General features: G+C 67.1%; 24 protein-coding genes. 18 read left to right on the top strand and 6 right to left on the bottom strand.

Annotated elements, in window-relative coordinates; translation table 11 throughout:
* Positions 1-64: 64 nt before the first annotated feature.
* Positions 65-1,273 carry an MFS transporter gene (locus ACWPKK_RS02960; protein WP_452000943.1) on the bottom strand — a complete coding sequence of 403 codons (1,209 nt, stop codon included), beginning with the start codon at positions 1,271-1,273 and terminating at the stop codon, positions 65-67.
* Positions 1,274-1,379: 106 nt separating this feature from the next.
* Between ACWPKK_RS02960 and ACWPKK_RS02955 the strand changes: the two genes are divergently transcribed.
* From ACWPKK_RS02955 to ACWPKK_RS02920, 8 genes are all read left to right on the top strand, one after another.
* Positions 1,380-2,300, top strand: coding sequence for a LysR substrate-binding domain-containing protein (locus tag ACWPKK_RS02955; protein WP_452000942.1), 921 nt, complete (start codon positions 1,380-1,382; stop codon positions 2,298-2,300).
* Between the two features lie 125 nt (positions 2,301-2,425).
* A complete protein-coding gene (locus ACWPKK_RS02950) occupies positions 2,426-4,033 on the top strand; it encodes a hypothetical protein (protein WP_452000940.1) in 1,608 nt (535 codons plus the stop codon).
* A 91-nt stretch (positions 4,034-4,124) separates the two neighbouring features.
* Complete coding sequence (locus ACWPKK_RS02945; protein WP_452000938.1) at positions 4,125-5,171, top strand: glycosyltransferase family 2 protein; 1,047 nt, start codon at positions 4,125-4,127, stop codon at positions 5,169-5,171.
* Positions 5,168-5,599, top strand: a complete 432-nt coding sequence (locus ACWPKK_RS02940; protein ID WP_452000936.1) for a GtrA family protein — start codon at positions 5,168-5,170, stop codon at positions 5,597-5,599. The genes ACWPKK_RS02945 and ACWPKK_RS02940 overlap by 4 nt, the downstream gene beginning before the upstream one ends.
* 91 nt (positions 5,600-5,690) lie before the next feature.
* On the top strand, positions 5,691-6,527 hold the full coding sequence (dapF, locus tag ACWPKK_RS02935; RefSeq protein WP_452000934.1) for a diaminopimelate epimerase: 837 nt from the start codon (positions 5,691-5,693) through the stop codon (positions 6,525-6,527).
* Positions 6,524-7,795 carry a tRNA (N(6)-L-threonylcarbamoyladenosine(37)-C(2))-methylthiotransferase MtaB gene (gene mtaB, locus ACWPKK_RS02930; protein ID WP_452000933.1) on the top strand — a complete coding sequence of 424 codons (1,272 nt, stop codon included), beginning with the start codon at positions 6,524-6,526 and terminating at the stop codon, positions 7,793-7,795. The genes dapF and mtaB overlap by 4 nt, the downstream gene beginning before the upstream one ends.
* Positions 7,796-7,817: 22 nt before the next feature.
* Positions 7,818-9,146, top strand: a complete 1,329-nt coding sequence (gene ftsY / locus ACWPKK_RS02925; protein ID WP_452000931.1) for a signal recognition particle-docking protein FtsY — start codon at positions 7,818-7,820, stop codon at positions 9,144-9,146.
* A 98-nt stretch (positions 9,147-9,244) separates the two neighbouring features.
* Positions 9,245-10,753, top strand: a complete 1,509-nt coding sequence (locus tag ACWPKK_RS02920; protein ID WP_452000930.1) for an AMP nucleosidase — start codon at positions 9,245-9,247, stop codon at positions 10,751-10,753.
* A 186-nt stretch (positions 10,754-10,939) separates the two neighbouring features.
* Here the strand turns inward: ACWPKK_RS02920 and ACWPKK_RS02915 are convergent, their stop codons facing one another.
* The 5 genes from ACWPKK_RS02915 to ACWPKK_RS02895 all read right to left on the bottom strand — a co-directional run bounded on the left by ACWPKK_RS02915 (position 10,940) and on the right by ACWPKK_RS02895 (position 14,909).
* Positions 10,940-11,563, bottom strand: coding sequence for an FMN-dependent NADH-azoreductase (locus ACWPKK_RS02915; protein ID WP_452000928.1), 624 nt, complete (start codon positions 11,561-11,563; stop codon positions 10,940-10,942).
* 146 nt (positions 11,564-11,709) lie between these two features.
* A complete protein-coding gene (locus ACWPKK_RS02910; protein WP_452000927.1) occupies positions 11,710-12,480 on the bottom strand; it encodes a class II glutamine amidotransferase in 771 nt (256 codons plus the stop codon).
* 115 nt (positions 12,481-12,595) lie between these two features.
* Positions 12,596-13,015 (bottom strand): ArsC/Spx/MgsR family protein, encoded by a 420-nt coding sequence (locus ACWPKK_RS02905; protein WP_452000925.1) that lies wholly within the window; start codon positions 13,013-13,015, stop codon positions 12,596-12,598.
* A 3-nt stretch (positions 13,016-13,018) separates the two neighbouring features.
* Positions 13,019-13,942 carry an ADP-ribosyl-[dinitrogen reductase] hydrolase gene (gene draG, locus ACWPKK_RS02900; RefSeq protein WP_452000924.1) on the bottom strand — a complete coding sequence of 308 codons (924 nt, stop codon included), beginning with the start codon at positions 13,940-13,942 and terminating at the stop codon, positions 13,019-13,021.
* Between the two features lie 76 nt (positions 13,943-14,018).
* Positions 14,019-14,909, bottom strand: a complete 891-nt coding sequence (locus tag ACWPKK_RS02895; RefSeq protein WP_452004703.1) for an NAD(+)--dinitrogen-reductase ADP-D-ribosyltransferase — start codon at positions 14,907-14,909, stop codon at positions 14,019-14,021.
* Between the two features lie 185 nt (positions 14,910-15,094).
* Between ACWPKK_RS02895 and ACWPKK_RS02890 the strand changes: the two genes are divergently transcribed.
* The 10 genes from ACWPKK_RS02890 to fdxB all read left to right on the top strand — a co-directional run bounded on the left by ACWPKK_RS02890 (position 15,095) and on the right by fdxB (position 25,652).
* On the top strand, positions 15,095-16,408 hold the full coding sequence (locus ACWPKK_RS02890) for a hypothetical protein (RefSeq protein WP_452000922.1): 1,314 nt from the start codon (positions 15,095-15,097) through the stop codon (positions 16,406-16,408).
* Between the two features lie 437 nt (positions 16,409-16,845).
* Positions 16,846-17,742 carry a nitrogenase iron protein gene (gene nifH, locus ACWPKK_RS02885; RefSeq protein ID WP_098740339.1) on the top strand — a complete coding sequence of 299 codons (897 nt, stop codon included), beginning with the start codon at positions 16,846-16,848 and terminating at the stop codon, positions 17,740-17,742.
* A 201-nt stretch (positions 17,743-17,943) separates the two neighbouring features.
* Positions 17,944-19,383 (top strand): nitrogenase molybdenum-iron protein alpha chain, encoded by a 1,440-nt coding sequence (gene nifD / locus ACWPKK_RS02880; protein WP_111065782.1) that lies wholly within the window; start codon positions 17,944-17,946, stop codon positions 19,381-19,383.
* A 31-nt stretch (positions 19,384-19,414) separates the two neighbouring features.
* The gene (gene nifK, locus ACWPKK_RS02875; RefSeq protein ID WP_452000920.1) at positions 19,415-20,974 is read left to right on the top strand and encodes a nitrogenase molybdenum-iron protein subunit beta; all 1,560 of its coding nucleotides are present in this window, start codon (positions 19,415-19,417) and stop codon (positions 20,972-20,974) included.
* Between the two features lie 404 nt (positions 20,975-21,378).
* Positions 21,379-22,785, top strand: coding sequence for a nitrogenase iron-molybdenum cofactor biosynthesis protein NifE (nifE, locus tag ACWPKK_RS02870; protein WP_452000918.1), 1,407 nt, complete (start codon positions 21,379-21,381; stop codon positions 22,783-22,785).
* A gap of 5 nt (positions 22,786-22,790) precedes the next feature.
* A complete protein-coding gene (gene nifN / locus ACWPKK_RS02865) occupies positions 22,791-24,176 on the top strand; it encodes a nitrogenase iron-molybdenum cofactor biosynthesis protein NifN (RefSeq protein ID WP_452000916.1) in 1,386 nt (461 codons plus the stop codon).
* A gap of 38 nt (positions 24,177-24,214) precedes the next feature.
* A complete protein-coding gene (gene nifX, locus ACWPKK_RS02860; RefSeq protein ID WP_324869582.1) occupies positions 24,215-24,613 on the top strand; it encodes a nitrogen fixation protein NifX in 399 nt (132 codons plus the stop codon).
* Positions 24,614-24,615: 2 nt separating this feature from the next.
* Complete coding sequence (locus ACWPKK_RS02855; protein WP_324869581.1) at positions 24,616-25,071, top strand: NifX-associated nitrogen fixation protein; 456 nt, start codon at positions 24,616-24,618, stop codon at positions 25,069-25,071.
* Between the two features lie 31 nt (positions 25,072-25,102).
* Entirely contained in the window at positions 25,103-25,303 is a 201-nt protein-coding gene (locus ACWPKK_RS02850) for a CCE_0567 family metalloprotein (protein WP_452000914.1), read from the top strand.
* 55 nt (positions 25,304-25,358) lie between these two features.
* Positions 25,359-25,652 carry a ferredoxin III, nif-specific gene (gene fdxB, locus ACWPKK_RS02845; protein WP_063634021.1) on the top strand — a complete coding sequence of 98 codons (294 nt, stop codon included), beginning with the start codon at positions 25,359-25,361 and terminating at the stop codon, positions 25,650-25,652.
* Positions 25,653-25,757 lie beyond the last annotated feature (105 nt).

The following is a 25,757-nucleotide window of genomic DNA, read 5'->3' as shown; positions in this document are numbered from 1 at the left end:
AACAGGCATGCGCGAATGCACCAACACGCATCTTTGTTGCGCGAACCTGCGCGGATCGTCCCGGTCAGGCCCGATTGCGGGCGCCGAAACGCAGCGCCAGAACCAGCGCCGCCGCAAGCGCGCCTGCTGCCAGCAGGAAGGACAGCCACAGCGCCGCCGCATCGCCGAACCGCTCGATCACCAGCGCATAGACCAGCGGGGCGAGGGCCGAGATGAAGAATCCGGGGGTGATCAGACGCCCGACGGTCTGGCCGTAGCGGGCGGGATCGAACAGGACCAGCGGCAGGGCGCCGCGCACGATGGTGACCAGTCCGTTTCCGGCCCCGAACAGCAGGGCGAAGGCGATGCCGGCTGCCGGCGCCGCCCCGAAGGCCACCGGGAACAGGAAGCAGGGCACGATCAGCCCGGTCGCCAGGATGGCGAGGCCGAAGGCGGACAGCCGCCTGCCGAACTGGATCTCCGCCAGCCTCGCCGCCGATTGTCCGACGCCGCGCAGGGTGGACACCCAGACCGCCAGCGCCGGCGCCATCCCCAGCCCGGCCAGCATGCCGATCATATGGGCCGACAGGCCGGAGTTCAGCATCCCCGACAGCGCAACGATCACCGCATAGAGAACCGCCGCCAGCGTCGACGGCGGCGGGGCGGCCGATGCCATGGGCGCATGGACCGTCGGCGGCACGTCCGGCACCGGTTCCACGAAGCGGTCGGGCGGGATCAGCAGATGCAGCGGCACGGTGGCGAGCGCCAGCAGCGCATAGACGAGGAGAGCGCCGCGCCAGCCCAGCCCCTCCGCCACCGACTGCCCGACCAGCCACATGACGCTGGAGGCGAGCCCGCCGAGCAGCGTGATCTGCGAGATCGGCCGGCGCGCCGCCCGGCCGCCGATGCGCGCCAAAGCGGCGAAGGCCGCATCGTACAAGGCCATCCGCATCGCGAGGCCGAGCAGTACCCAGGAGGCGTAATAGACGACCAACTCCTGCGCCAGCGCCAGCCCGATGCAGCCCGCCGCCATCAGGAGGGAACCGGCGACCATGACCGACCGACCGCCCCGCCGGTCGATGGCGCGGCCGACGGCGGACGACACCAGCCCCATCACCACCAGCGCCAGGGTGAAGCCGCCATGGATCGCCGGCAATCCCTGCCCCAGGTCGGCGGCCATCGCCTCTCCGAACAGGCCGACGAGGTAGTAGGACACGCCCCAGCAGACCAGCTGCGACATACCCAGCGCCCACACCACCCGCGCCGGCACCGCCGGTCCGCTCTTTCCGTCCACGCCCCGCCACCCTGTTCTATTTCGTTGATTGGCATCACAGTAACGACCAGGGGGCCTTGGGGAAAAACGACTTGTTCTGCGATGACCGTTGAGAAAAAATCAACGGATGCCCAGCCGACCGAACAGCTCGCTTCCTCCGCTCAACGCACTGCGCGCCTTCGTCGCCGCCGCCCGCCATGGCAGCTTCCGTGCCGCCGCCGAGGAGCTGTGCGTCACGACCGGCGCGGTCAGCCGGCAGATCCGGCTGCTGGAGGATTGGCTGGGACTGACATTGTTCGACCGGTCGCGCCGGCAGGTCCGGCTTACCCCGGTCGGCGCACGCTATTTCGTGCGGGTGGCCGATCTGTTCGACCAGTTGGCGACCGCCACCGGCACCTTGCGCGAGGAAAAAAGCGGAAAGGTCATCCATCTCGACTGCATCCCGACCTTCGCCATGCATTGGCTGCTGCCGCGGCTGCCGGCCTTCAAGACGGCCTTCCCCGATGTCGAGTTGTCGCTGTTCACGGCGCCCGACCGCATCGACCTGTCGCGCCCGCTCGACTACGCCATCCGTCGCGATCCCGGCCATTTCGCCGGCCTGGCTCCCCACCCGCTGATGGCCGAGCGCTCGGCGCCGGTCTGCAGTCCGCAATTGCTGAAGGAGGTGAACGGCGAAGCGATGCCGGACGGGCTGGCCGGGCGCACGGTCATCGCCATCCGGGCGCGGCCGGATTTGTGGCCGAACTGGTGCGCCGCCAACCGCATCGGCGCCGACCGGCTGCGCAACCGGCTGGACGTCGATCACACCTATGTCGCCATCCAGGCGGCGGAAGACGGGCTGGGAATAGCCCTGGTGCCGCTGCTGTTCATCGAGCGGCAGTTGGCCGACGGGCGGCTGGTTCCGGTCCCCGGCTGTCCCGCGGCGGAGACCGGACGCTATTTCCTGCTGGAGCACCGCCATCCCGACCACACCGCCCTGCCCGGTCTGGCCGACTGGCTGCGAGGGCAGGAATCCGCGGCGCAGGACTCCTCCATGATGGCGGTCTGATCCGCCGCGCCCCTTGCGGCGGGCGTGGCGACCGCCTACCAAATCCCCTACTACCCCCCTGCCACCCCCTGCCAAGCCGTCATGTCCCACCGAATGACCGAGACCAACGAAGGCCGCACGACCCGATGCCGACCATTGACGACGACCGCCGCGCCCGCCTGATCGGCCGTGCCTTCCTGCTGCTGGCCCCGGTCGCCTACGGGCTGCTGACGCTGTCCTTCGGCATGGACGCCAACTGGGACCTGCGGAACTACCATTGGTACAACGCCTATGCGCTGCTGACCGGGCGGATCGGGCGCGACCTGCTGCCGGCGCAGATGCCGACCTTCTACAGCCCCTTCCTGGACGTGCCCTTCTATTGGCTGGCGACCCACCTGCCGGCGCGGGCGGCGGGATTCTTGTGGGGAGCACTGCAGGGGATCAACCTGTCGCTGCTGTATCTGCTGGCATCGTCCTGTTTCCGGAACGGTCCGGCTGTGCAACGAAGCCTGATCGCCTTGGCCCTTGCAGTGATGGGCGGGCTGGGCGGCGGGGCGTTGGGACTGATCGGCACCACTTTCCAGGACAATGTGGTCAGCCTGGGCGTGCTGGGTGCGCTCGCCGTCATCGCCGGCAGCCTGCCCGGCATCCTGGACGGCCGGCCGTTGCCGAGCTTCGCACGGGTGGCGGCGGCCGGGCTGCTGGCCGGGGTTGCGATGGGGCTGAAGAACCCGACGGTGATCTATGCGGTCGGGCTGTGCCTTGGCTTCCTGGCCCTGCCCGCCCGGCCATGGCGGCGGCTGTGGCTGGCCTTCTTCTTCGGCATCGGCGTGCTGGGCGGTCTGGCGCTGGGCGGCGGGGTGTGGATGGCCCATCTGTGGCACGATTACGGGAACCCGGTCTTCCCGCACATGAACCACATCTTCAAGTCGCCCTTCGCCGCGATATCCGATTACGTCAATGTCAGCTTCTTTCCGCCCGGCCTGTGGCAGCGGCTGTTCTTCCCCTTCGTCTTCACGTTCTCCCCCCTGACGGTGGGCGAGGTGCCGTTCTTCGACCTGCGGGTGCTGGCGCTGTTCGTCCTGGTGCCGGTGGGAGCCGTCGGCGCGCTGATCGGATGGTCGTTGCATCGGCGGAACGATTGGCTGACCGACAGGCCGGCGACACGGTTCCTGCTGACGGCGCTGAGCGTCACCTACGCGCTGTGGGTGGTGATGTTCTGCATCTACCGCTATCTGGTGCCGCTGGAGATGCTGGCGCCGCTGGGGCTGGTGATGGCAGTCGGCCTGCTGCCGCTGTCCCGGCGCCTGCGAATCGGGCTGGCGGTGACCCTGCTGGCGCTGGTGCAGCTGACGGTGCAGCCGGCCGATTGGGGCCGCGTTGCCTGGGCCGATAAGTGGGTGACGGCGGAGGTGCCGCCCATCGAGGCCCCGGACGACACGATGGTGCTGATGGCGGGATATTGGGCCATCTCGCACGTCATCCCGTCCTTCCCGCCCCGCGCCACCTTCGTGCGCATCCAGTCCAACTTCCTGCAGCCTGATTCGGTCGGCAACGGCCATCTCGCCATCCTGAAGGACAAGGTGGCGTCGCATCGCGGCCCCTTCCTGATGCTGAGCACGATCCCCGACACGGCCGGAGCGGCGAAGGCCGCCGCCCTACTCGGCCTGCGGTTGGATCCGCAGCGCTGCCGGACGATTCCCAACAATCTGGGCGAGACCCTGAACCTCTGCGCGGTGGACAGGACGACCTGAAATCGGGAGACAGTGGAATAATTGCCGGGTTTGTGCTGTTTATCGCCGGTAACCGCCCCGTCCGCCCTTTTCGAGCCATAAAGCCAGCGCCATGACCGTATCGACCATCGACCGCGCCGACTCCATCACCGGCACCGACGCTTCGGGAACGCCGCGGACGAACGCGGACGCCGCCCCGGCTCCGACCATCGCGGTGCTGATCCCGTGCTATAACGAAGAGGCGGCGATCGGCAAGGTGGTGCAGGACTTCAGCGCTGCCCTGCCGGAGGCGACGGTGTACGTCTACGACAACAACTCCAAGGACCGGACGGTCGAGGTCGCGCGTGCGGCGGGGGCGGTGGTCCGGGCCGAGCCGCTGCAGGGCAAGGGCAACGTCATGCGCCGCATGTTCGCCGACATCGAGGCGGACGTGTATGTGCTGGTCGACGGCGACGACACCTATCACGCCGCCAGCGCGCCGCAGCTGGTCAAGCGCCTTTGGGAAGAGCAGCTGGACATGGTCAACGGCGCGCGGGTGACCGACATCGTCGCCGCCTACCGCCCCGGCCACCGCTTCGGCAACCTCGTGCTGACCGGCATGGTCGCCAAGATCTTCGGCAGCCGCATCGGCGACATGCTGTCGGGCTACCGGGTGTTCTCCCGCCGCTTCGTGAAGTCCTTCCCGGCGCTGGCCAGCGGTTTCGAGACCGAAACGGAGCTGACCGTCCATGCGCTGGAGCTGCGCATGCCGATCGCCGAGGTGAAGACCCCCTACAAGGACCGGCCGCCCGGGTCGCACAGCAAGCTGAACACCATCCGCGACGGCATCCGCATCCTGCGCGCGATCATCATGCTGGTGAAGGAGGAGCGGCCGCTGCCCTTCTTCTCCGGGCTGTTCGGCGTGCTGGCCCTGCTGTCGGTGATCCTCGGCATTCCGGTGATCGTGACCTATTTCGAGACCGGGCTGGTTCCGCGCTTCCCCACCGCGGTGCTGGCGACCGGGCTGATGCTGATGGCCTTCCTCAGCCTGACCTGCGGCCTGATCCTGGACACCGTCACCCATGGCCGCCGCGAGGCCAAGCGCATGCATTACCTGTCGCAGCGCGCGCCAGGCAACCACCCGCCGCTGGCCGGCGACCGCGGGGACGGCCGCCGGTGAGCGGGCCGGTCGACACACTACTGAACAGCCGGCTCGGCCGGCTGGGGGTGCAGTTCGCCAAATTCGGCGTGGTCGGCGTCATCGGGCTGCTGGTGGACACCGCCGTGCTCTATGGTGGGCTGGCGCTGGGGCTGGAGTTCTTCGCCGCCCGCATTCCGTCCTTCTTCGCCGCGGCGACCGCGACCTGGGCGCTGAACCGCGCCTTCACCTTCCGCGGCGCCGCGGACGAACCGCTGCACCGCCAATGGGCCAAGTTCATCGCCGCCAACGCCATCGGCGGCGTGGTGAATTATGGCGTGTCGGTCGGTCTGGAATCGAGCGTGCAGGCCGTCGCGGACCACCCGTTCCTGGCCGTGGCCGCGGGCTCGATCGCCGGCATGTTCTTCAACTTCGCGGCGTCGAAGCATCTGGTGTTCAAAGGAGCGTGACGGGGGGCATACTCCCCTGGACACGCCCGCGAATCTGCCTTGCGCGGCGCCTTATGGACTTATCCCCACGGCTCGCCATATAACGGCGGCCATGACCCGCGAATTCCTGAAGATGCACGGCCTCGGCAACGACTTCGTCGTGATCGACGCCCGTTCCGAACCCTACCGCCCCTCTGCGGCGGAGGTGCGCGCCATCGCCGACCGCAAGACCGGCGTGGGCTGCGACCAGTTCATCATCCTGGAACGGACCGAGGCGCCCGGCGCCGACGCCTTCATGCGCATCCACAACGCCGACGGCAGCGAGGCCGCGGCCTGCGGCAATGCGTCGCGCTGCGTCGGCTGGCTGCTGATGGAGGAGAGCGGGCGCGACCGCGCCAGCTTCCAGACCGCCGCGGGTCTGCTGCACGCCTCCCGCGCCGACAACGGCCGCATCACGGTGGACATGGGTCCGCCCCGACTGGACTGGAGCGCCATTCCGCTGGCCGCCCCCACCGATACGCTGCGGGTCGAATCGGTGGAGCATGGCGGCTTCGCAGCGCCGGTCGCGGTCAACATGGGCAACCCGCACGCCGTCTTCTTCGTCGACGATGCCGAGGCGGTGCCGCTGGCCGAGGTCGGTCCGGTGTTCGAGAACCACCCGACCTTCCCGGAGCGGTCCAACATCGAGTTCGCGCAGGTCCTGTCGCCCACCGCCATCCGCATGCGGGTGTGGGAGCGCGGCGCCGGCATCACCCAGGCCTGCGGCACCGGCGCCTGCGCCACGCTGGTGGCGGCGGCCCGCCGCGGCCTGACCGGGCGCAAGGCCGACATCCTGCTGGACGGCGGCACCCTGACCATCGAATGGACCGGGGACGACCGCGTCCTGATGACCGGCCCGGTGGCGCTCGCCTTCAGCGGCCGGCTGTCGGCTGAACTGGTTTCCGTATGAGCGACAGCACCGACAGCACGACGCAGCCCGGCCCCGAGATCGTCACCTTCGGCTGCCGCCTGAACACCTACGAGTCCGAGGTGATGCGCAACCATGTGCGCAGCGCCGGGCTGGACGACGTGGTGATCGTCAACACCTGCGCCGTCACCTCGGAAGCCGAGCGGCAGGCGCGGCAGACCATCCGCAAGCTGCGGCGCGAGCGGCCGGACGCCCGCATCGTCGTCACCGGCTGTGCCGCCCAGATCGACCCGCAGCGCTTCGCGGCGATGCCGGAGGTCGATCAGGTGCTGGGCAACCAGGAAAAACTGCAGCCGGAAAGCTGGGGCCTGCCGCCGGCCGAGAAGGTTCTGGTCAACGACATCATGTCGGTGAAGGAGACCGCCGGTCACCTGATCGGCGGGTTCGAGGACCGTGCCCGCGCCTTCGTCCAGGTCCAGCAGGGCTGCGACCATCGCTGCACCTTCTGCATCATCCCCTATGGCCGAGGGCCCTCGCGTTCCGTCCCCATCGGCGGCATCGTCGAGCAGGTGCAGGCGCTGGTGAAGGCCGGCTACAACGAGGTGGTGCTGTCGGGCGTCGACATCACCAGCTATGGCCCCGACCTGCCCGGTTCGCCGTCGCTGGGGCAGATGGTGCGCCGGCTGCTGGCCCTGGTGCCGGAGTTGCCGCGGCTGCGCCTGTCCTCCATCGACTGCATCGAGATGGACGACGACCTCTGGCGCCTGATCGAAAACGAGCCGCGCCTGATGCCGCACCTGCACCTGTCGCTGCAGGCCGGTGACGACATGGTGCTGAAGCGGATGAAGCGCCGCCACGGCCGCGCCGATTCCATCGCGTTTTGCGAGCGGGTGCGCTCGATCCGCCCCGACGTGGTGTTCGGCGCCGACTTCATCGCCGGTTTCCCGACGGAGACCGAGGAGATGTTCCAGAACACCATGCGGCTGGTGGAGGACTGCGGCCTGACTTGGCTGCATGTCTTCCCCTACAGCCCGCGCCCCGGCACGCCGGCCGCCCGCATGCCGCAGGTCGACGGCGCCGTCCGCAAGGAGCGCGCCGCCCGCCTGCGCGCCGTCGGCGAGGCGGCGGAGGCCCGCACCCTGGCGAGCCTCGTCGGCCGCACTGCCACGGTGCTGGTGGAGAAGGACGATTTGGGCCGCACGGAACATTTCGCCGCGGTCCGCCTGGGCCGGCCCTTCCCGCCCGGTTCGCTGGTGCCTGCCGCCATCACCGGCATCAAGGACGGCGTGCTGACCGGCACCCCGCTCTGACCCCTCTCATAGTGGACACTCCATGATTTTCCGCTGGTTCGGCCGCAAGAAGCCCGAAGAGACCGCGCCCAAGGACGAGGCGGCGAAAGACGAGTCGGTCACTCTGGAGTCCGCCACCCCCGCGCCGGAACCCGAGCCGGAAAAAGCGCCCGAACCGCCGCCCGCGCCGCCTGCGCCGAAGCCGGAGGTCGAGCCGGTGCCGGAACTGGCGCCTGCCCCGCCGAGCGCCGAACCGCCGCCCGCGCCGCCGGCTCCCGTCGCGCCGACGCCGGTCACGCCGTCTGCCGCTGCCGCACCCGTCGAGCCGCCCTCCGCCCCTGCACCGGTGGCCCCTGCCCCGGTGCCGGAGCCTGAAGCGGTTCCGGAACTGCCGCCGGCTCCCGCCCCCGCACCTGTTGCCGCCGCAGCCGAAGAGGCGCCGCCGACCAGGAAGGGCTGGTTCGCCAAGCTGAAGGAAGGACTGTCGAAGTCCTCGTCCAAGCTGACCGACGGCATCACCAGCATCTTCACCAAGCGCAAGCTGGACGACGAGGCGCTGGAAGAGCTGGAGGAACTGTTGATCACCGCCGACCTCGGCCCCGCCACCGCGGCGAAGGTAACGGCGGAGCTGGCGCGCACCCGGTTCGGCAAGGAAGTCTCGCCGGAGGAGGTCAAGTCGACTCTGGCGGCAGAGGTGTCGAAGATCGTCACCCCCGTCGCCAGGCCGCTGGTGCTGGACCCGGCGCTGAAGCCGCATGTCATCCTGGTCGTCGGCGTCAACGGCACCGGCAAGACCACGACCATCGGCAAGCTCGCCCGCCAGTTCAAGGCCGAGGGCAAGAGCGTGATGCTGGCTGCCGGCGACACCTTCCGCGCCGCCGCGGTCAGCCAGCTGAAGATCTGGGGCGAGCGCACCGGCTGCCCGGTCGTCGCACGCGACACCGGGGCGGACGCCGCCGGCCTCGCCTATGACGCACTGGAGCGGGCAAAGGCCGAGGGGGTCGACGTGCTGCTGATCGACACCGCCGGCCGGCTGCAGAACAAGACCGGCCTGATGGAGGAGCTGCGCAAGATCGTCCGCGTCATCAAGAAGCTGGACGAGACGGCACCGCACACCACCCTGCTGACGCTGGACGCCACCACCGGCCAGAACGCGCACAGCCAGGTGGAGATCTTCCGCGACATGGTCAACGTCAACGGCCTGATCCTGACCAAGCTGGACGGCTCCGCCCGCGGCGGCGTGCTGGTCTCGCTGGCGGAGAAGTTCAAGATCCCGGTCCACGCCATCGGCGTCGGCGAGGGCGTCTACGACCTGCGCCCCTTCGATGCGGATGCCTTCGCCAAGTCGCTGATGGGGCTGAACGCCGACTGACCGGTGGGGGCGTTTCGTCATCTCCGAAGGGATAAGTGCTGGGGATTGGCCGAAATTCGGCCTTCCCAGCCGGTCGTTCGTACCCCATCTTTGACGACATGACTGATAAAGCCCCGCTCCAGCCCGGGTCGGCCGGGCGCTTCACCGATGCCAAAGCCGCGCTGGCCTGCGTGCGCGACATCTACGATCGCAACACCGCCTATCTGCGCGACCGTTTCGCCGCCTACACCCAGGGTGAGGAGGAAGGCGGGCGGAACCGGGCCTATTACCCCTATGTCCGGATGACCGCCGTGTCGGGAGCCGCGGTCGACACCCGGCTGTCCTACGGCTTCGTCGAGGGGGTCGGCGTCCATTCCACCACGGTGACGCGCCCCGACCTGTTCGAACGCTATCTGCTGGAACAGTTCACGCTTCTGCTGCGCAACCACGATGTCCCGCTGGAGGTCGGTGTCAGCGAGGAGGCGATCCCGATCCATTTCGCCTTCCCCAACGGCATGTATGTGGAAGGCGATTTGCCGCCGGACCGGCTGACCAAGCTGCCGGACCTGTTCGACCTGCCCGATCTGGCGCGGATGGACGACACCATCGTCAACGGCACCTGCGATGCCGGGATGGACGCGGTGAAGCCGCTGGCGCTGTTCACGGCCCCGCGGGTGGATTTCTCCCTGCACCGGCTGCGCCACTACACCGCGACCGCGCCGGAGCATTTCCAGAACTTCGTCCTGTTCACCAACTACCAGTTCTATGTGGACGAGTTCATCCGGCTGTCGCGCGAGATCATGGAGCCGACCGGCGATGCCGATCTGGCGGCCTACCGCAGCCAGTATGACAGCTTCGTCGAGCCGGGCGACATCGTCACCACCAACCGGAACCTGGGCGGCGCGGGGGATGTTCCAGCGGCCAAGCTGACGCGCATGCCGCAGATGCCGGCCTATCACCTGAAACGGCCGGACGGCAACGGCATCACCCTGGTCAACATCGGCGTCGGGCCGTCGAACGCCAAGACCATCACCGACCACATCGCGGTGCTGCGCCCGCATGCCTGGCTGATGCTGGGCCACTGCGCCGGCCTGCGGCATACGCAGCGGCTGGGCGATTATGTGCTGGCCCACGGCTATGTCCGCGAGGACCATGTGCTGGACGCCGACCTGCCGCTGTGGGTACCGGTCCCGGCATTGGCCGAGGTTCAGCGCGCGCTGGAGACGGCGGTGGAGCGGGTGACCGGACTGTCGGGCTTCGACCTGAAGGGGATCATGCGCACCGGCACGGTGGCGACCATCGACAACCGCAACTGGGAACTGCGCGACCACCGCGAACCGCTGATGCGCTTCAGCCAGAGCCGCGCCATCGCGCTGGACATGGAAAGCGCGACGATCGCCGCCAACGGCTTCCGCTTCCGCGTGCCGTACGGGACGTTGCTGTGCGTGTCGGACAAGCCGATGCACGGGCAGCTGAAACTGCCGGGCATGGCCGACCGCTTCTACCGCGAGCGGGTCGACCAGCATCTGAAGATCGGCGTGCTGGCGATGGAGCTGCTGCGCGAGCACGGGATGGAGACGCTGCACTCCCGCAAGCTGCGCAGCCTGGCGGAGGTGGCGTTCCAGTAGGGGGGTCGGCTTGGGGTGCGGAGTTAGACCCCCACCTATCCTCCCCCGCTGGGCGGGGGAGGGACTGCCGCTGCTTTTACGAACAAGTACTTAGTCCCCTCCCCCGCCCAGCGGGGGAGGGTTAGGGTGGGGGCAAGTGCAGCCCCCCGCAACCAATCAAGCCGCGACCAGCCGCCCCCGTCAGCCTCAAGCCGCGACCAACAACTCCTCGATCTCCTTCGCCGCGCCGGCCAGCGCCTTGTCCTTGGCTTCCGGCCCCATGCCGATGCCCTCGGCGCGGATGAAGGTCACGTCGGTGATGCCGAAGAAACCGAACACCGTGCGCAGATACGCTTCCTGGTGGTCCAGGCCGGCCAGCGCCGGGTTGGTCGAATAGACGCCGCCGCGCCCCGACGCCACGATCACGCGCTTGCCGCCGGCCAGACCCTCGGGACCCTTCTCGGTGTAGCGGAAGGTGCGGCCGGCCTGGGCGAGGCGGTCGATCCAGGCCTTCAGCTGGGTCGGAATGGAGAAGTTGTACATCGGCGCGCCGACCACGACGACGTCGGCGGCCAGGAACTCGTCGAGCAGCGCATTGGTCAGCGCCAGCTCTTCGCTCTGGCGCGGGCTCAGGCCCTCGACGACGCCGAGCTTGACGACCTGCAGCAGTTCGCCGTCCAGATGGGCCGGCGGGTTGGCGGCGACATCACGGGTGACGACGGTGGCCGACGGCTCGGCCTTCACCAGTGCCTCGACGATGGAGGCGGTCAGCTGGCGGGTGACGGACACGGTGCCGAGCGGGCTGGAGTCGACATGCAGGATCGTGGTCATGGCGGAAGGAGCCTCTTGGTTGTTGCGGCCGTATGTCCCGGCCGGGTTCTGACGACCAAGATGCTCCTTTGTTTTCCGGCGGTTAAGCCTGTCTGTGTGCGAAAGATCGTCTCTGGACAAGCAACAATCGGCGCAGGTGGACCGGGTCAGCGCGTCACCAGCGCCCCGCCGCGGAAGACCGCCATCTGCCCCGGCTGCATCACAGTCCAGGCCTCGTCCCTGGTCAGCGGGCGGGTGGCGATCACGGTGACGACGTCGTTGGGCGTCGTCTCCTTGGAGAAGTCGACGCTCATGTCGGCATCAAGCAGGGTGGCGGCACCGAACGGCGCCTTGCGGGTCAGCCAGGCGAGGTTGGTGGCGCAGTGGCACCACAGGTAGCGCCCGTCGCTGAGCAGCATGTTGAACACGCCCAGCGTCCCGAGGTCGGCAGCCAGATGGCGGATCAGCTTCATCAGCCCGGCGGTGGTCTTCGGCGGCTCCGGATATTGCATGCGGATCTGGTCGAGCAGCCAGCAGAAGGCATGCTCGCTGTCGGTGCTGCCGACCGGCTCGTAGAAGGTCAGGATGCGGTCCTTGATGCCCTTCAACTGACCATTGTGGGCGAAGGTCCAAACCCGGCCCCACAGCTCGCGGGTGAAAGGGTGGGTGTTCTCCAGCGACACCCGGCCGCGGTTGGCCCGGCGGATGTGCGAGATCACCGTGCAGGACTTGATCGAATACTGGCTGACCAGCCGGGCGATTTCCGATTCGCTGCTGGGAGCCGGGTCGTGGAAGGTGCGGCAGCCCTTCCCCTCGTAAAAGGCGATGCCCCAGCCGTCTCGGTGCGGCCCGGTCTGTCCGCCGCGACGCATCAGGCCGGCGAAGCTGAAACAGATGTCCGTGGGCACGTTGGCGCTCATGCCCAGGAGTTCGCACATGGTGTCCTCGTCTGCCGCTGGTCGTCGCCCTTGGGGGCGACAAGCTACGACAGGTGGCGGGCAAGGTCACGCGTTGACATGGCTCGCGCCCTTATGCACGTGAGGGTTTCGGTCCTTATGGCTTCGGACAGGGCGGCATGTCTGGTCGCAAGCAGCCTTCCATCTTCCCCTCCGCCGGAGCACCGCCCAGTCCGATCCAGGCATCCACCCGGTCGGTCTCGAATCCGCAGTCGCGGCGGTCGCCGACCTGCATCAGCGGGCGGCGGATCAGCAGCGGCCGTTCGACCATCGCGGCCAACGCCGCGGCCTCGTCCATCGCCTCCGGCACCACCTCGCCGCTCTTCACCGCCGGGGCGGCGCGGTTGAACCAGTCCGCCACCGGTCTGTCGCCGAAGAAGGGGCGGAGCGCTTCGGGCGTCCAGGGCTCGCTCAGCAGGTCACGGGCGAGCACGCGGTGACCGGCCCGCTCCAGCAGGGCCTTCTGGCGGGCGTTGCCTCCGCAGCCGGGCTTTTCGAAGAAAACCACATCGGCCATCGCTCATCTCCCCTGGAACATCGGTGCGCGGGCAAGCAGCGCGTCGGTTTGCTGACAAATCTCGTCGTAGACCTTGCGGTCCAGCTTGCGCAGCCAGCGCGGCGGGATCGACTCGACGCCATAGGTGGCGCCGGCCAGCATGCCGGCAATGGCGCCGGTGGTGTCGGCGTCGCCGCCCTGGTTCACCGTCTCCACCACGCATGATTCGACCGAATCGGTCTGGAAGTAATAGTGGAAGACGGTCTGCACCGTATCCACGATGAAGGCGGTGGATAGGCCGCGGTAGGGTTCGAACTTGAACTGGCGGTGCTTGGCGATCAGGGCGTTCGCCTCCTCCCGTGCTGCGAGGACACCGCCGCCGAGCACCAGTCGCCGCACCATTCGGCCCAGCGCGACCACCGCGGAATCGGACAGCTGGTTGCAATGGGTGATGTGCGACTGCTCCACCGACCAGCGCTCGAAGGCCGCGTCGTCGCCCAGCGTCGCCAGCGCCACCGGAAGGTTGCGCATCGCCGCGCCGTTGCCGGCGTGGTATTCCGACTCCGGCTCCTCCAGCGTGCCGTGCATGATGAAGCGGCGGATGCCGCGGCGCGTCGTGTCGCCGACATCGACCGGCACCGATTTCAGCCAGATGGCGAACTCCTCCGCGGCGCGGCGGGCCTCCCACTCCGGCCCGGACAGGATGGCGCGGCCGAGATGCAGCGACATCTCGGTGTCGTCGGTCACCTGCCCGGCCGGCAGCTTCAGCCAGCCGCCGCCCTTGATGTGCTTGTGGACGCCATACTGGTGGGCGATCTCGCCCTTGGTCAGGAACTCGACCGTCGCCCCCAGCGCGTCGCCGCAGGCGAGGCCGAGATAGGCGCCGAGCGCCCTGGATCGAATTTCAGGGGAACGGAGTTCGGGCGTGGGAATCGTCGGATCGGTCATGCCATGGGGCGAAATGCCCGCCCTTTCCTGGTGCGCCCGGCAAACGGCCCACAAGCCGACGCCCGGCGTGAGGTTGTCAGAGAAGCGACACACCCACCCGGTAATCCCCGCCGATCACCAGGTATTCCCCTTCGCCCTGGAACGGGTAGCGCGGCAGGATGTCGCGGAAGAAGACCACCTTGGGCAGCGGCACCCAGGCATCGAGGATGTAGTCGCCGAACTGGCCGGCGATGTCGCGGTTGATGGAAAAGGAACACAGGTTGTTCAGCCGAAGCACCGCCGTGCGTTTGTCCGGCCGGGCGACGATGTGGTGTTCCTCGAAATCGTTTACGCCCCGGTACAGCCGGATGTGCGAGGCCCAGTTGGGCATCGGCGCATCGGGCCAGCCGCGGCGGATGGTCCATTGGCAGAACTCGTACAGAAGGTCGAGCTGCAGGTGGATGTTGTTGTTGTGGAAGCGGGTCGACTGCCTCTGCTCGCCATAGGCCTCCCAGGCGTCGGAGGCGAAGCGGCGGATCGGTTCGCCATGGAAGGTCGGCAGCAGTCCGAACCGGCTTTCCACCCACCCCTTCATCACCGCGCCTTCCGCCCGGTTGCTGTCGAACATCCAGCCCTTCAGCAGGCGCAGGTAGCTGGCACGGAAACGGCGCTTGCCGTCCGGCCCCTCTGCCCCGGAAAAGTCGGGGTTCACCCCGAACACCTCGGCCATGTGGCGCTGGAAGACGTCAGATGCGGTCAGCGCGTCTGGGCTTTCGTCCAGCGCCTCGAACAAGGCGGCGTGCTCGCTGCGGGTGGCGCCGATGCGCAGGCGCCGCGGCTCGTCATTGTAGGCTTCGCTGCACAGCGCGGCGGCCGGGATGTTGACGAGGTTGGCGCGGTGGGCGCGAAGGGCCAATGGCGAGTCAGGGGGCGAACCGGACGTCGTCGTCCGACCACTCGCATCCTGTGTCGCCACTCCATCCACCACGCCGGTCCGCTCCACCCAAATATCATTACTCCTTATATGGATATTGTATAAGCGGGCGCGTGCCAAGCCCGGACCACCGCAACCGGAAGGGTTCCAGTGCCGCATGTCGCAACATTGTCCGTTTGAAGCCGAACGGTCCGTCCCCATACTCAGTACAGCGACGCTTACGATCCGGCGGCACCCGCATGGCCTTCTGGCCGACCAAGTACGACGACAGCCGGCGCCGGCGCACCCCGCCGGTGCCCACGCAGACGCTTGTCCGGACGCCACCACCGTCTCCCCAGCCCGCACTCGCCGCACCGGCAGCGCCCGACGGTCTTCCGCCGCGCGGCATCGACGAGGCGCGAACGGCCCTGCGCCTCGCCCAGCTTCTGCGCGGCACCATCACGCCCCTGCGCGGCGACGCGGTGCTGGAGCTGCTGGAGCCGCATCGCCCAAGGCTGGTTCCCAAGCCGGTCAACCCGCTGCCGGGGCTGGCCGGTCAGCCGCCGGGCCGGATGCTGGAGGCGCTATTGCGGCCGATCGGGCAGATCGTCACCGACGTGCTGCTGCCGGGGGTGCGCGACCATCTGATCGACCGGCTGGTGACCGGCCGCACCGCCCATGAGGAAAGCCTGCCCAGCGCCATCGACCTTGCCGAGGCGATGCGGGCGCTGGTCGGGCGGATGCGCGGCGGCGGCAAGGGCCATCTCCAGGCGGTGATCGGCGCCATCGAGACCGACGCCCGCGCCACCGCCGACGCGCTGACCAGGGACCGCCGCCCCATCGACGTCGGCGGCATCGACCGGCTGGCCCGCGCCCTGCTGCGCTTCGAGGTGCGGCGGATGGTGCTGGAGGCGCTGGGCGGCGGCAGTGCGTTGCAGGACGTCGTCTATCAGTCGCGCCGGCTTGCCCGCTATTCCCTGCACCGCGCCACCGAGGCGATTGAGGGATTCGTCGCCGACCGTGGGCTGAAGGCGCTTCATGCCAGCCTCGCCACGCTCGCCCAGGCCGATGGGCTGATCGTCATCGCGCTTCGCAACCTGGACGACCAGGAGGAGACGAAGGAGGAGTCCGGCCCCTTCGTCGAGCCGGCCGACCGCAAGGCGATGAACGACTGGCTTTCGGCGGCATGGCGGCTTTCCGACACATTGTTCGATCTTGTCGGCAAGGCGGCGGCCGGCGGCGAGCTGGACGACCTCCTGTTCGCGGCGCTGCTGCGCCAGCTGCGCAGCCTGCACCATTTCTGTGCCGACCTGACCCACGCCGGCCGCCCCGCCGCCGTGGACACGCTGAAGCAGCGGCTGGTCGACCGCTGCGACGCCCTGGCCCGCCTGACCGGCGAAAGGCTGGTCGAGGCGCTGCTGGCGAAGCCCGCCGATCCGGCATTGGCCCGCCGTCTGGTGGCGCGCGGCCGGCTGCTGGCACAGCTTCTCTACGACATGGACCGCGACGAGGCGGTGGAGGAGTTGGCGCTGCGCATCGTCGTGGCGAGCGAGGCTTTGGGCGAGGGGCGGTAGGATAGCCTCTGCGATGTATTGCCCCCACCCCGACCCTCCCCCGCTGGGCGGGGGAGGGGGACAGGAGCTTTGCCGCCATGCGACGACAGTCCCTCCCCCGCCCAGCTCTCGCACAAAGCTATGCTTTGTGCTGACGCGGCAGGCGGACCGTAGGTCCGCTGAGAGCGGGGGAGGTTAGGTGGGGGCATTCGAAAGCCGACACCTCCCCATAGCCCCCACGAAAAGACCCGACAAAATGTCGGGCTTTGTCGTGTGTGTCGGGACCCCGACAATGGGAAGGCACGCGTCGCCACACTGAATAACATAATGATTTCAGCATCTTATCAGGCATCACCGCTCTGGCACGGGTCGTGCAATCCATGAAATCCGAAGCGGCCACGAACCGGCCGCACCGGATCGAAGCACAGTCCCACGACCCAAGCACAGGAGCGACCCACATGGCCAAAGCGCCTCTGCGTCAGATCGCCTTTTACGGCAAGGGCGGTATCGGCAAGTCCACCACCTCTCAGAACACGCTGGCCGCGCTGGTCGAGCTGGATCAGAAGATCCTGATCGTCGGCTGCGATCCGAAGGCCGACTCGACCCGCCTGATCCTGCACGCAAAGGCCCAGGACACCGTCCTGCATCTGGCCGCCGAGGCCGGTTCGGTCGAGGATCTGGAACTCGAGGACGTTCTCAAGATCGGCTACAAGAACATCAAGTGCGTCGAGTCCGGCGGTCCGGAGCCGGGCGTCGGCTGCGCCGGCCGCGGCGTCATCACCTCGATCAACTTCCTGGAAGAAAACGGCGCCTACGACGACGTGGACTATGTGTCCTACGACGTGCTGGGCGACGTGGTCTGCGGCGGCTTCGCCATGCCGATCCGCGAGAACAAGGCCCAGGAAATCTACATCGTCATGTCCGGCGAGATGATGGCGCTGTACGCCGCCAACAACATCGCCAAGGGCATCCTGAAGTACGCGCACAGCGGCGGCGTCCGTCTCGGCGGCCTGATCTGCAACGAGCGCCAGACGGACAAGGAATGGGATCTGGCCGACGCGCTGGCCAAGCGCCTCGGTTCCAAGCTGATCCACTTCGTGCCGCGCGACAACATCGTGCAGCACGCCGAGCTGCGCCGCATGACGGTCATCGAATACGCCCCGGACAGCAAGCAGGCCGGCGAATACCGCGCGCTCGCCAACAAGATCCACGCGAACTCGGGCCAGGGTTGCATCCCGACCCCGATCACCATGGAAGAGCTGGAAGAGATGCTGATGGACTTCGGCATCATGAAGACCGAGGAGCAGCAGCTCGCCGAGCTGGCTGCCAAGGAAGCGGCGAAGGCCGGCGCCTGATCCCGGGCGTAGCGACGGTTGCCTACCGGCCCCCCTGCCCCCGCGCAGGGGGGACCGCCTGAACACTGGCCCTTTTCCCCAGCCCCGCACGACGTCGACCCAACGACTGCCCACCGGTTCCGGCCGGGCGACGTCGGCGTGGGAGGGAGGGGCTCGGTCACGCGCTGAAGCGGCGCGGAATATTCAAGCAGGAGGCCGGCTATGAGCCTGTCCGAGAACACCACGGTCGACGTCAAGAACCTCGTCAACGAAGTCCTCGAAGCCTATCCCGAAAAGTCCCGCAAGCGCCGCGCCAAGCACCTGAACGTGCTGGAGGCCGAGGCCAAGGACTGCGGCGTCAAGTCGAACGTCAAGTCCATCCCCGGCGTCATGACGATCCGCGGCTGCGCCTATGCCGGTTCCAAGGGCGTGGTGTGGGGTCCGATCAAGGACATGATCCACATCTCCCACGGGCCCGTGGGCTGCGGCTACTACTCCTGGTCCGGCCGCCGCAACTACTACATCGGCGACACCGGCGTGGACAGCTGGGGCACGATGCACTTCACCTCCGACTTCCAGGAGAAGGACATCGTCTTCGGCGGCGACAAGAAGCTGCACAAGGTCATCGAGGAAATCAACGAGCTGTTCCCGCTGGTGAACGGCATCTCGATCCAGTCGGAATGCCCGATCGGCCTGATCGGCGACGACATCGAGGCGGTCGCCCGCGCCAAGTCGGCGGAAATCGGCAAGCCGGTCATCCCCGTGCGCTGCGAAGGCTTCCGCGGCGTGTCCCAGTCGCTGGGCCACCACATCGCCAACGACGCCATCCGCGACTGGGTGTTCGAGAAGACGGAACCCAAGGCCGACTTCGTTTCCACCCCCTATGACGTCACCATCATCGGCGACTACAACATCGGCGGCGACGCCTGGTCGTCCCGTATCCTGCTGGAGGAGATCGGCCTGCGCGTGATCGCCCAGTGGTCGGGCGACGGCACCATGGCCGAGCTGGAGAACACGCCGAAGGCCAAGGTCAACCTGATCCACTGCTACCGCTCGATGAACTACATCGCGCGCCACATGGAAGAGAAGTACAATATTCCTTGGATGGAATACAACTTCTTCGGCCCCAGCCAGATCGCCGAATCCCTGCGCAAGATCGCCGCTCTCTTCGACGACAAGATCAAGGAGAACGCCGAGAAGGTCATCGCCCGCTACCAGCCGATGGTCGATGCCGTCATCGCCAAGTACAAGCCGCGGCTGGACGGCAAGAAGGTCATGATCTACGTCGGCGGCCTGCGTCCCCGCCACGTCGTCGATGCCTACCATGACCTCGGCATGGAGATCATCGGCACCGGTTACGAGTTCGCCCACAACGACGACTATCAGCGCACGCCCCACTATGTGAAGGAAGGCACGCTGATCTACGACGACGTCACCGCGTTCGAACTGGAGAAGTTCGTCGAGGCGATGCGTCCCGACCTCGTCGCGTCGGGCATCAAGGAAAAGTACGTGTTCCAGAAGATGGGCCTGCCGTTCCGCCAGATGCACAGCTGGGATTATTCCGGCCCGTACCACGGCTATGACGGCTTCGCGATCTTCGCCCGCGACATGGACCTGGCCATCAACAACCCCGTCTGGGGCGTGATGAAGGCCCCGTTCTGACCATCGGCCTCTGGAACAGGAGAATTTGAGAATGACCGACAAGCTTTCGCAGAGCGCCGACAAGGTCCTCGACCACTACACGCTCTTCCGGCAGCCCGAATACGCGGCGATGTTCGAGAAGAAGAAGACCGAGTTCGAGTACGGCCATTCGGACGAGGAAGTCGCCCGCGTGTCCGAATGGACCAAGTCCGAGGAATACAAGGCGAAGAACTTCGCCCGTGAAGCGGTCGTCATCAACCCGACCAAGGCCTGCCAGCCGATCGGCGCGATGTTCGCCGCCCAGGGCTTCGAGGGCACCCTGCCCTTCGTCCATGGCTCCCAGGGCTGCGTCGCCTATTACCGTACCCACCTGACCCGCCACTTCAAGGAGCCCAACAGCGCGGTCTCCTCGTCGATGACGGAGGACGCGGCGGTGTTCGGCGGCCTGAACAACATGATCGACGGCCTGGCGAACGCCTATGCGCTCTACAAGCCGAAGATGATCGCAGTGATGACCACCTGCATGGCCGAGGTGATCGGCGACGACCTGCAGGGCTTCATCGCCAACGCGAAGAACAAGGAAAGCGTGCCGGCCGACTTCCCGGTGCCGTTCGCCCACACCCCGGCCTTCGTCGGCAGCCACATCGTCGGCTACGACAACATGATCAAGGGGATCCTGAGCAACTTCTGGGGCAATTCGGAGAATTTCGACACGCCCAAGACCGAGCAGATCAACCTGATCCCGGGCTTCGACGGCTTCGCCGTCGGCAACAACCGCGAACTGAAGCGCATCGCCGGCGAGTTCGGCGTGAAGCTGCAGATCCTGTCCGACGTGTCCGACAATTTCGACACGCCGATGGATGGCGAGTACCGCATGTATGACGGCGGCACCACCATCGAGGAGACCAAGGAGGCCCTGCATGCCAAGGCCACCATCTCCATGCAGGAGTACAACACCACCCAGACCCTGCAGTTCTGCAAGGAGAAGGGCCAGGAAGTCGCCAAGTTCAACTACCCGATGGGCGTCACCGCCACCGACGAGCTGCTGCTGAAGCTGGCGGAACTGTCGGGCAAGCCGGTGCCGGCCAGCCTGAAGCTGGAGCGCGGCCGTCTGGTCGACGCCATCGCCGACAGCCACACCCACATGCACGGCAAGCGCTTCGCCGTCTATGGCGACCCGGACTTCTGCCTGGGCATGACCAAGTTCCTGCTGGAACTGGGTGCGGAGCCGGTGCACATCCTGTCCACCTCGGGCTCCAAGAAGTGGGAGAAGCAGGTCCAGAAGGTGCTGGACGGCTCGCCCTTCGGCAAGTCCGGTGCGGCCTACGGCGGCAAGGACCTGTGGCACCTGCGCTCGCTGATCTTCACCGACAAGGTGGACTACATCATCGGCAACAGCTACGGCAAGTATCTGGAGCGCGACACCAAGGTTCCGCTGATCCGCCTGACCTATCCGATCTTCGACCGCCACCACCACCACCGCTACCCGACCTGGGGTTACCAGGGCGCGCTGAACGTGCTGGTGCGGATCCTGGACCGGATCTTCGAGGACATCGACGCCAACACCAACATCGTCGGCCAGACCGACTACTCGTTCGACCTGATCCGCTGACCGGCGGCCTCCAGGCATCGGATCACGATCGGTTCCGGTCTACCCGTCGGGCCGGGGTTTCCATCCCCCCTGCCCGGCGGCAACCTCCCCAGCCCGGAGTGCGTCGGTGACGGCGCGCTCCGGGCTTCTTTATCAATGGATTCGGCGCATCCGCTTCGGCGCATCCGCTTCGGCGAGGTGAAGCCCGAAGAACGCCCTCTCCCGTCTCGGGGGAGGGAACCCGACGCCCCCCTGCCCGGCATGTGCGACACCCGACAAGCCCCTCAGACGAACCCCCGATTGTCATCTATCGGACAGGGCCGTGGAACCCGACAATCATTGCTTATCAAAAACTTACCCTCTGGCACGCCCCCTGCATCACACCGTCGCAGAGCCATTTCCGGCGCCAGGATGGGAGAGCGGGCATGCTCCAGGACAAGATCCAGGACGTCTTCAACGAACCGGGCTGCGCGACCAATCAGGCAAAGTCGGCCAAGGAGAAGAAGAAGGGCTGCACCAAGTCGCTGAAGCCTGGGGCGGCGGCCGGCGGCTGCGCCTATGACGGGGCGATGATCGTGTTGCAGCCGATCGCCGACGCCGCCCATCTGGTCCATGGACCGATCGCCTGCCTGGGCAACAGCTGGGACAATCGCGGCTCGCAATCCTCCGGCCCGCAGCTCTACCGCACCGGCTTCACCACCGACCTGTCGGAACTGGACGTCATCGGCGGCGGCGAGAGGAAGCTCTACCGCGCCATCAAGGAGATCGTTCAGCAATACGACCCGCCGGCCGTCTTCGTCTATCAGACCTGTGTGCCGGCGATGACCGGCGACGACATCGCCGCGGTCTGCAAGTTCGCGACGCAGAAGCTGGGCAAGCCGGTGATCCCGGTGGATGCGCCGGGCTTCGTCGGATCGAAGAATCTGGGCAACAAGCTGGCCGGCGAGGCCCTGCTTGAGCATGTCATCGGCACGGTGGAGCCGGAATACACCACCCCCACCGACATCTGCATCATCGGCGAATACAACCTCGCGGGAGAGCTGTGGCTGGTCAAGCCGCTGCTGGACGAGATCGGCATCCGCCTCTTGTCCTGCATTTCCGGCGACGGCCGCTACAACGAGGTCGCCCAGGCCCACCGCGCCCGCGTCACCATGATGGTGTGCAGCCAGGCGCTGGTGAATGTCGGCCGCAAGATGCAGGAGCGCTACGGCATCCCCTATTTCGAGGGGTCCTTCTATGGCGTGTCCGACATGTCGGACACGCTGCGCACCATGACCCGCATGCTGGTGGAGCGCGGCGCCGACAAGGGGCTGATCGACCGGGCGGAAGGCGTGATCGCACGGGAGGAAAGCCGCGTCTGGCGCCGTCTGGAACCCTACAAGCCGCGCTTCGAGGGCAAGCGCGTCCTCCTCTTCACCGGCGGGGTCAAGAGCTGGTCGATGGTCAGCGCGCTGGAAGGCGCCGGGCTGACCATCCTCGGCACCTCCACCAAGAAGTCGACCAAGGAGGACAAGGAGCGCATCAAGAAGATGAAGGGCGAGGAGTTCCACCAGTGGGATGATCTGAAGCCGCGCGACATCCACAAGATGCTGGCCGACGATCAGGCCGACATCATGATGTCCGGCGGCCGGTCGCAGTTCATCTCGCTGAAGGCCAAGGTTCCCTGGCTCGACATCAACCAGGAGCGCCACCACGCCTATGCCGGCTATGACGGCATCGTCAATCTCTGCGAAGAGATCGACAAGACGCTGTCCAACCCGATCTGGCGTCAGGTCCGCCAGCCGGCGCCGTGGGAATCCGGTCCGTCCTCCACCCTTCTGGCGGCGGAGTAAGGCCGATGTCGCACGTCCAGCGCTTCCCCTCCGCCGCCAAGGCCGCCTCGACCAACCCGCTGAAGATGAGCCAGCCGCTGGGCGCGGCGCTCGCCTATCTCGGCGTCGACCGCTGCCTGCCGCTGTTCCACGGGTCTCAGGGCTGCACCGCCTTCGGGCTGGTCTTGCTGGTCCGCCATTTCCGCGAGGCGATCCCGCTGCAGACCACGGCGATGGATCAGGTCTCCACCATCCTCGGCGGCTACGACAATCTGGAGCAGGCGATCCGCACCATCGTCGAGCGCAACAAACCCGCCATGATCGGCGTCGCCACCACCGGCGTCACCGAGACCAAGGGCGAGGACATGGGCGGACAGTACACGCTGTTCCGCCAGCGCAACCCCGACATGGCCGACACCGCCCTGGTCTTCGCCAACACCCCCGACTTCGCCGGCGGGTTCGAGGACGGCTTCGCCGCCGCAGTGACCGCAATGGTGGAACGTCTGGTCGAACCGTCGCCGGTGCGCATCCCGACCCAGGTCAATGTGCTGGCCGGTAGCCATCTGTCGCCTGGCGATGTCGAGGAGTTGCGCGACATCATCGAGGGCTTCGGCCTGTCGCCGATCATGCTGCCCGACCTGTCGCTGTCGATGTCCGGCCGCCAGCCGACCGACTTCACCGCCACATCGCTGGGCGGCGTGACGGTGGAGCAGATCCGCGCCATGGGCGCCTCTGCCGCGACCATCGTGATCGGCGAGCATATGCGGGTCGCCGGCAACGCGCTGGAATTGAAGACCGACGTGCCCAGCCATTTCTTCAGCCGGCTGACCGGGCTGGAGGCATCGGACAAGCTGGTCCGCTTGGCTATGGAGCTGTCGGGCAAGCCGGCGCCGGCCCGGCTGCGGCGCCAGCGCGAGGCCCTGGTCGACGCCATGCTGGACGGGCATTTCTTCTTCAGCCGCAAGCGCATCGCCGTGGCGCTGGAACCCGACCTGCTCTACGCCGTCACCGGCTTCCTCGCCGATATGGGGGCTGAGGTGGTCGCCGCGGTGTCGCCGACTCAAAGCCCGGTTCTGGAACGGCTGAAAGCCGCCACCATCATGGTCGGCGATCATTCCGACCTGGAGACGCTGGCCCGCGACGCCGACCTGATCGTTTCCAACTCGCACGGGCGGCAGGGGGCGGCGCGGATCGGCGTGCCGCTGCACCGCATGGGCCTGCCGATGTTCGACCGGCTGGGTGCGGGACTGCGCGTCCAGGTCGGCTACCGCGGCACGCGCGAGCTGCTGTGCGAGATCGGCAACCTGTTCCTCGCCCGCGAGATGGACCACGAAAATCACGACGCCGGACACCATGGGGCAGGCGAATCGCACGGCTGCGGAGGCGGATCATGCGGATGCAACGCCGTCTGAGCGTGGTGCAGGCCCCCCGCCCGACACAAGGAGGATCGATGAAGGTCGCTTTCTGCACCCAGGACATGCAGCACGTCGATGCGCATTTCGGCTGGGCCAAGAACATCGCCGTCTATCGGGTCGACCGCCAGGGCCATGCCTTTCTGGAGACCTTCCAGTTCGGCGGCTCGATGTTCGAGGACGGCAACGAGGACAAGCTGGTGCCCAAGCTGGAGGCGCTGGCCGACGTCGCCATCATCTACCTGTCGGCCATCGGCGCCTCGGCCGCCGCCCGCGTGGTGGCGAAGAAGATCCATCCGGTGAAGGTCGAGGCCACGGAAACCATCCCGGCCCTGCTCGACAAGCTGGTCCAGACGCTGAACGGCAACCCGCCGCCCTGGCTGCGCAAGGCGATGGGCGAGACGCCGCAATTCCATTTCGACGAGGAGGAGGTCTGAGCATGGCCGAATTGGCTGAAGTGTCCGTCGCCGACCAGTTCGTGAAGACGCTGGTCCTGCTGTTCCGTGCCGAGGACAGCTATGGCGCCTGGGAAGGCAAGCCGGACGAGGCTCTGCTCGCCCCCTTCATCCTGGACAAGGAGGCGCGCGCCGCCATCCCGATCATCGGCGATCCCGACCCGGACACGCTGTGGCGGCTGGAGCTGTTCTACAAGGCGGTCGGCGTCACGGTCGAAAAGCAGACCGGCATGATGGCCTCGCCGATGATGAAGATGAGCCACGAGGGCTTCGGCCGCATGATCCTGACCACCGGCCGGCTGGTGGTGGTGTCGAAAACCCTGCGCGACGTCCACCGCTTCGGCTTCCCCAGCATCGAGAAGCTGGCCGCCGACGGCGCCAAGCTGGTCGAGGATGCGGTGGCGCTGATCCGGGAATACCCCGAGGTCGCAAACCTCTGAGCCGGATCTTCAAGCCCTTGGGAGCACGACCATGAGCGACATCGACGCCCTGAAGGACGAGATCAAGAAGCTGAACGCCCGTGCCACGCAGAAGAAAATGGATTTGCACGATTTGTCGGAAGAGCTTCCGCAGAATTGGCAGACCATCTTGGCGGTGGCGCAGGAAACCTATGACGCCTTCAAGACCCTGACCGAGAAACGGGCGGCGCTGAAGGCGCTGGAGAAGGCGTGATCCCCTCCATTTTCAAAAAAGCTTAGGCGCACCCTTTCCCGAGAGGAGCATTCCCATGGCTGAGTTCCTGACCGGCACCACCCGGGGTGGTCAGAGCTGGACCCCGAAATTCGTCGAAACCATCGATCAGAAGCAATGCATCGGCTGCGGCCGCTGCTTCAAGGTCTGCGGCCGCGGCGTGCTGAACATGATCGGCCTGACCGAGGACGGCGACATCGTCGACGCCTTCGACGACGAGGCCGAGAAGAAGGTGATGACGGTCGAGACCGCGGCCAACTGCATCGGCTGCGAAAGCTGCTCCAAGGTGTGTTCGAAGAGCTGCATCACGCATGTGGCGGTGGCGGCGTAGGGGCCTCGCCCGGGTGCCCCCTCCCTTCCCAAGCTTTGCAGCTTGGGCCCCTTCCCTCCCCCGCCCTCGGCCGGCCAAAGGCCGGTCCGATCGCGGTAGAGGGAG

Source organism: Azospirillum largimobile, assembly GCF_977007025.2.
Note: the sequence above shows the minus strand (reverse complement) of the source record. Positions and strands in the feature narration are given on the sequence as shown.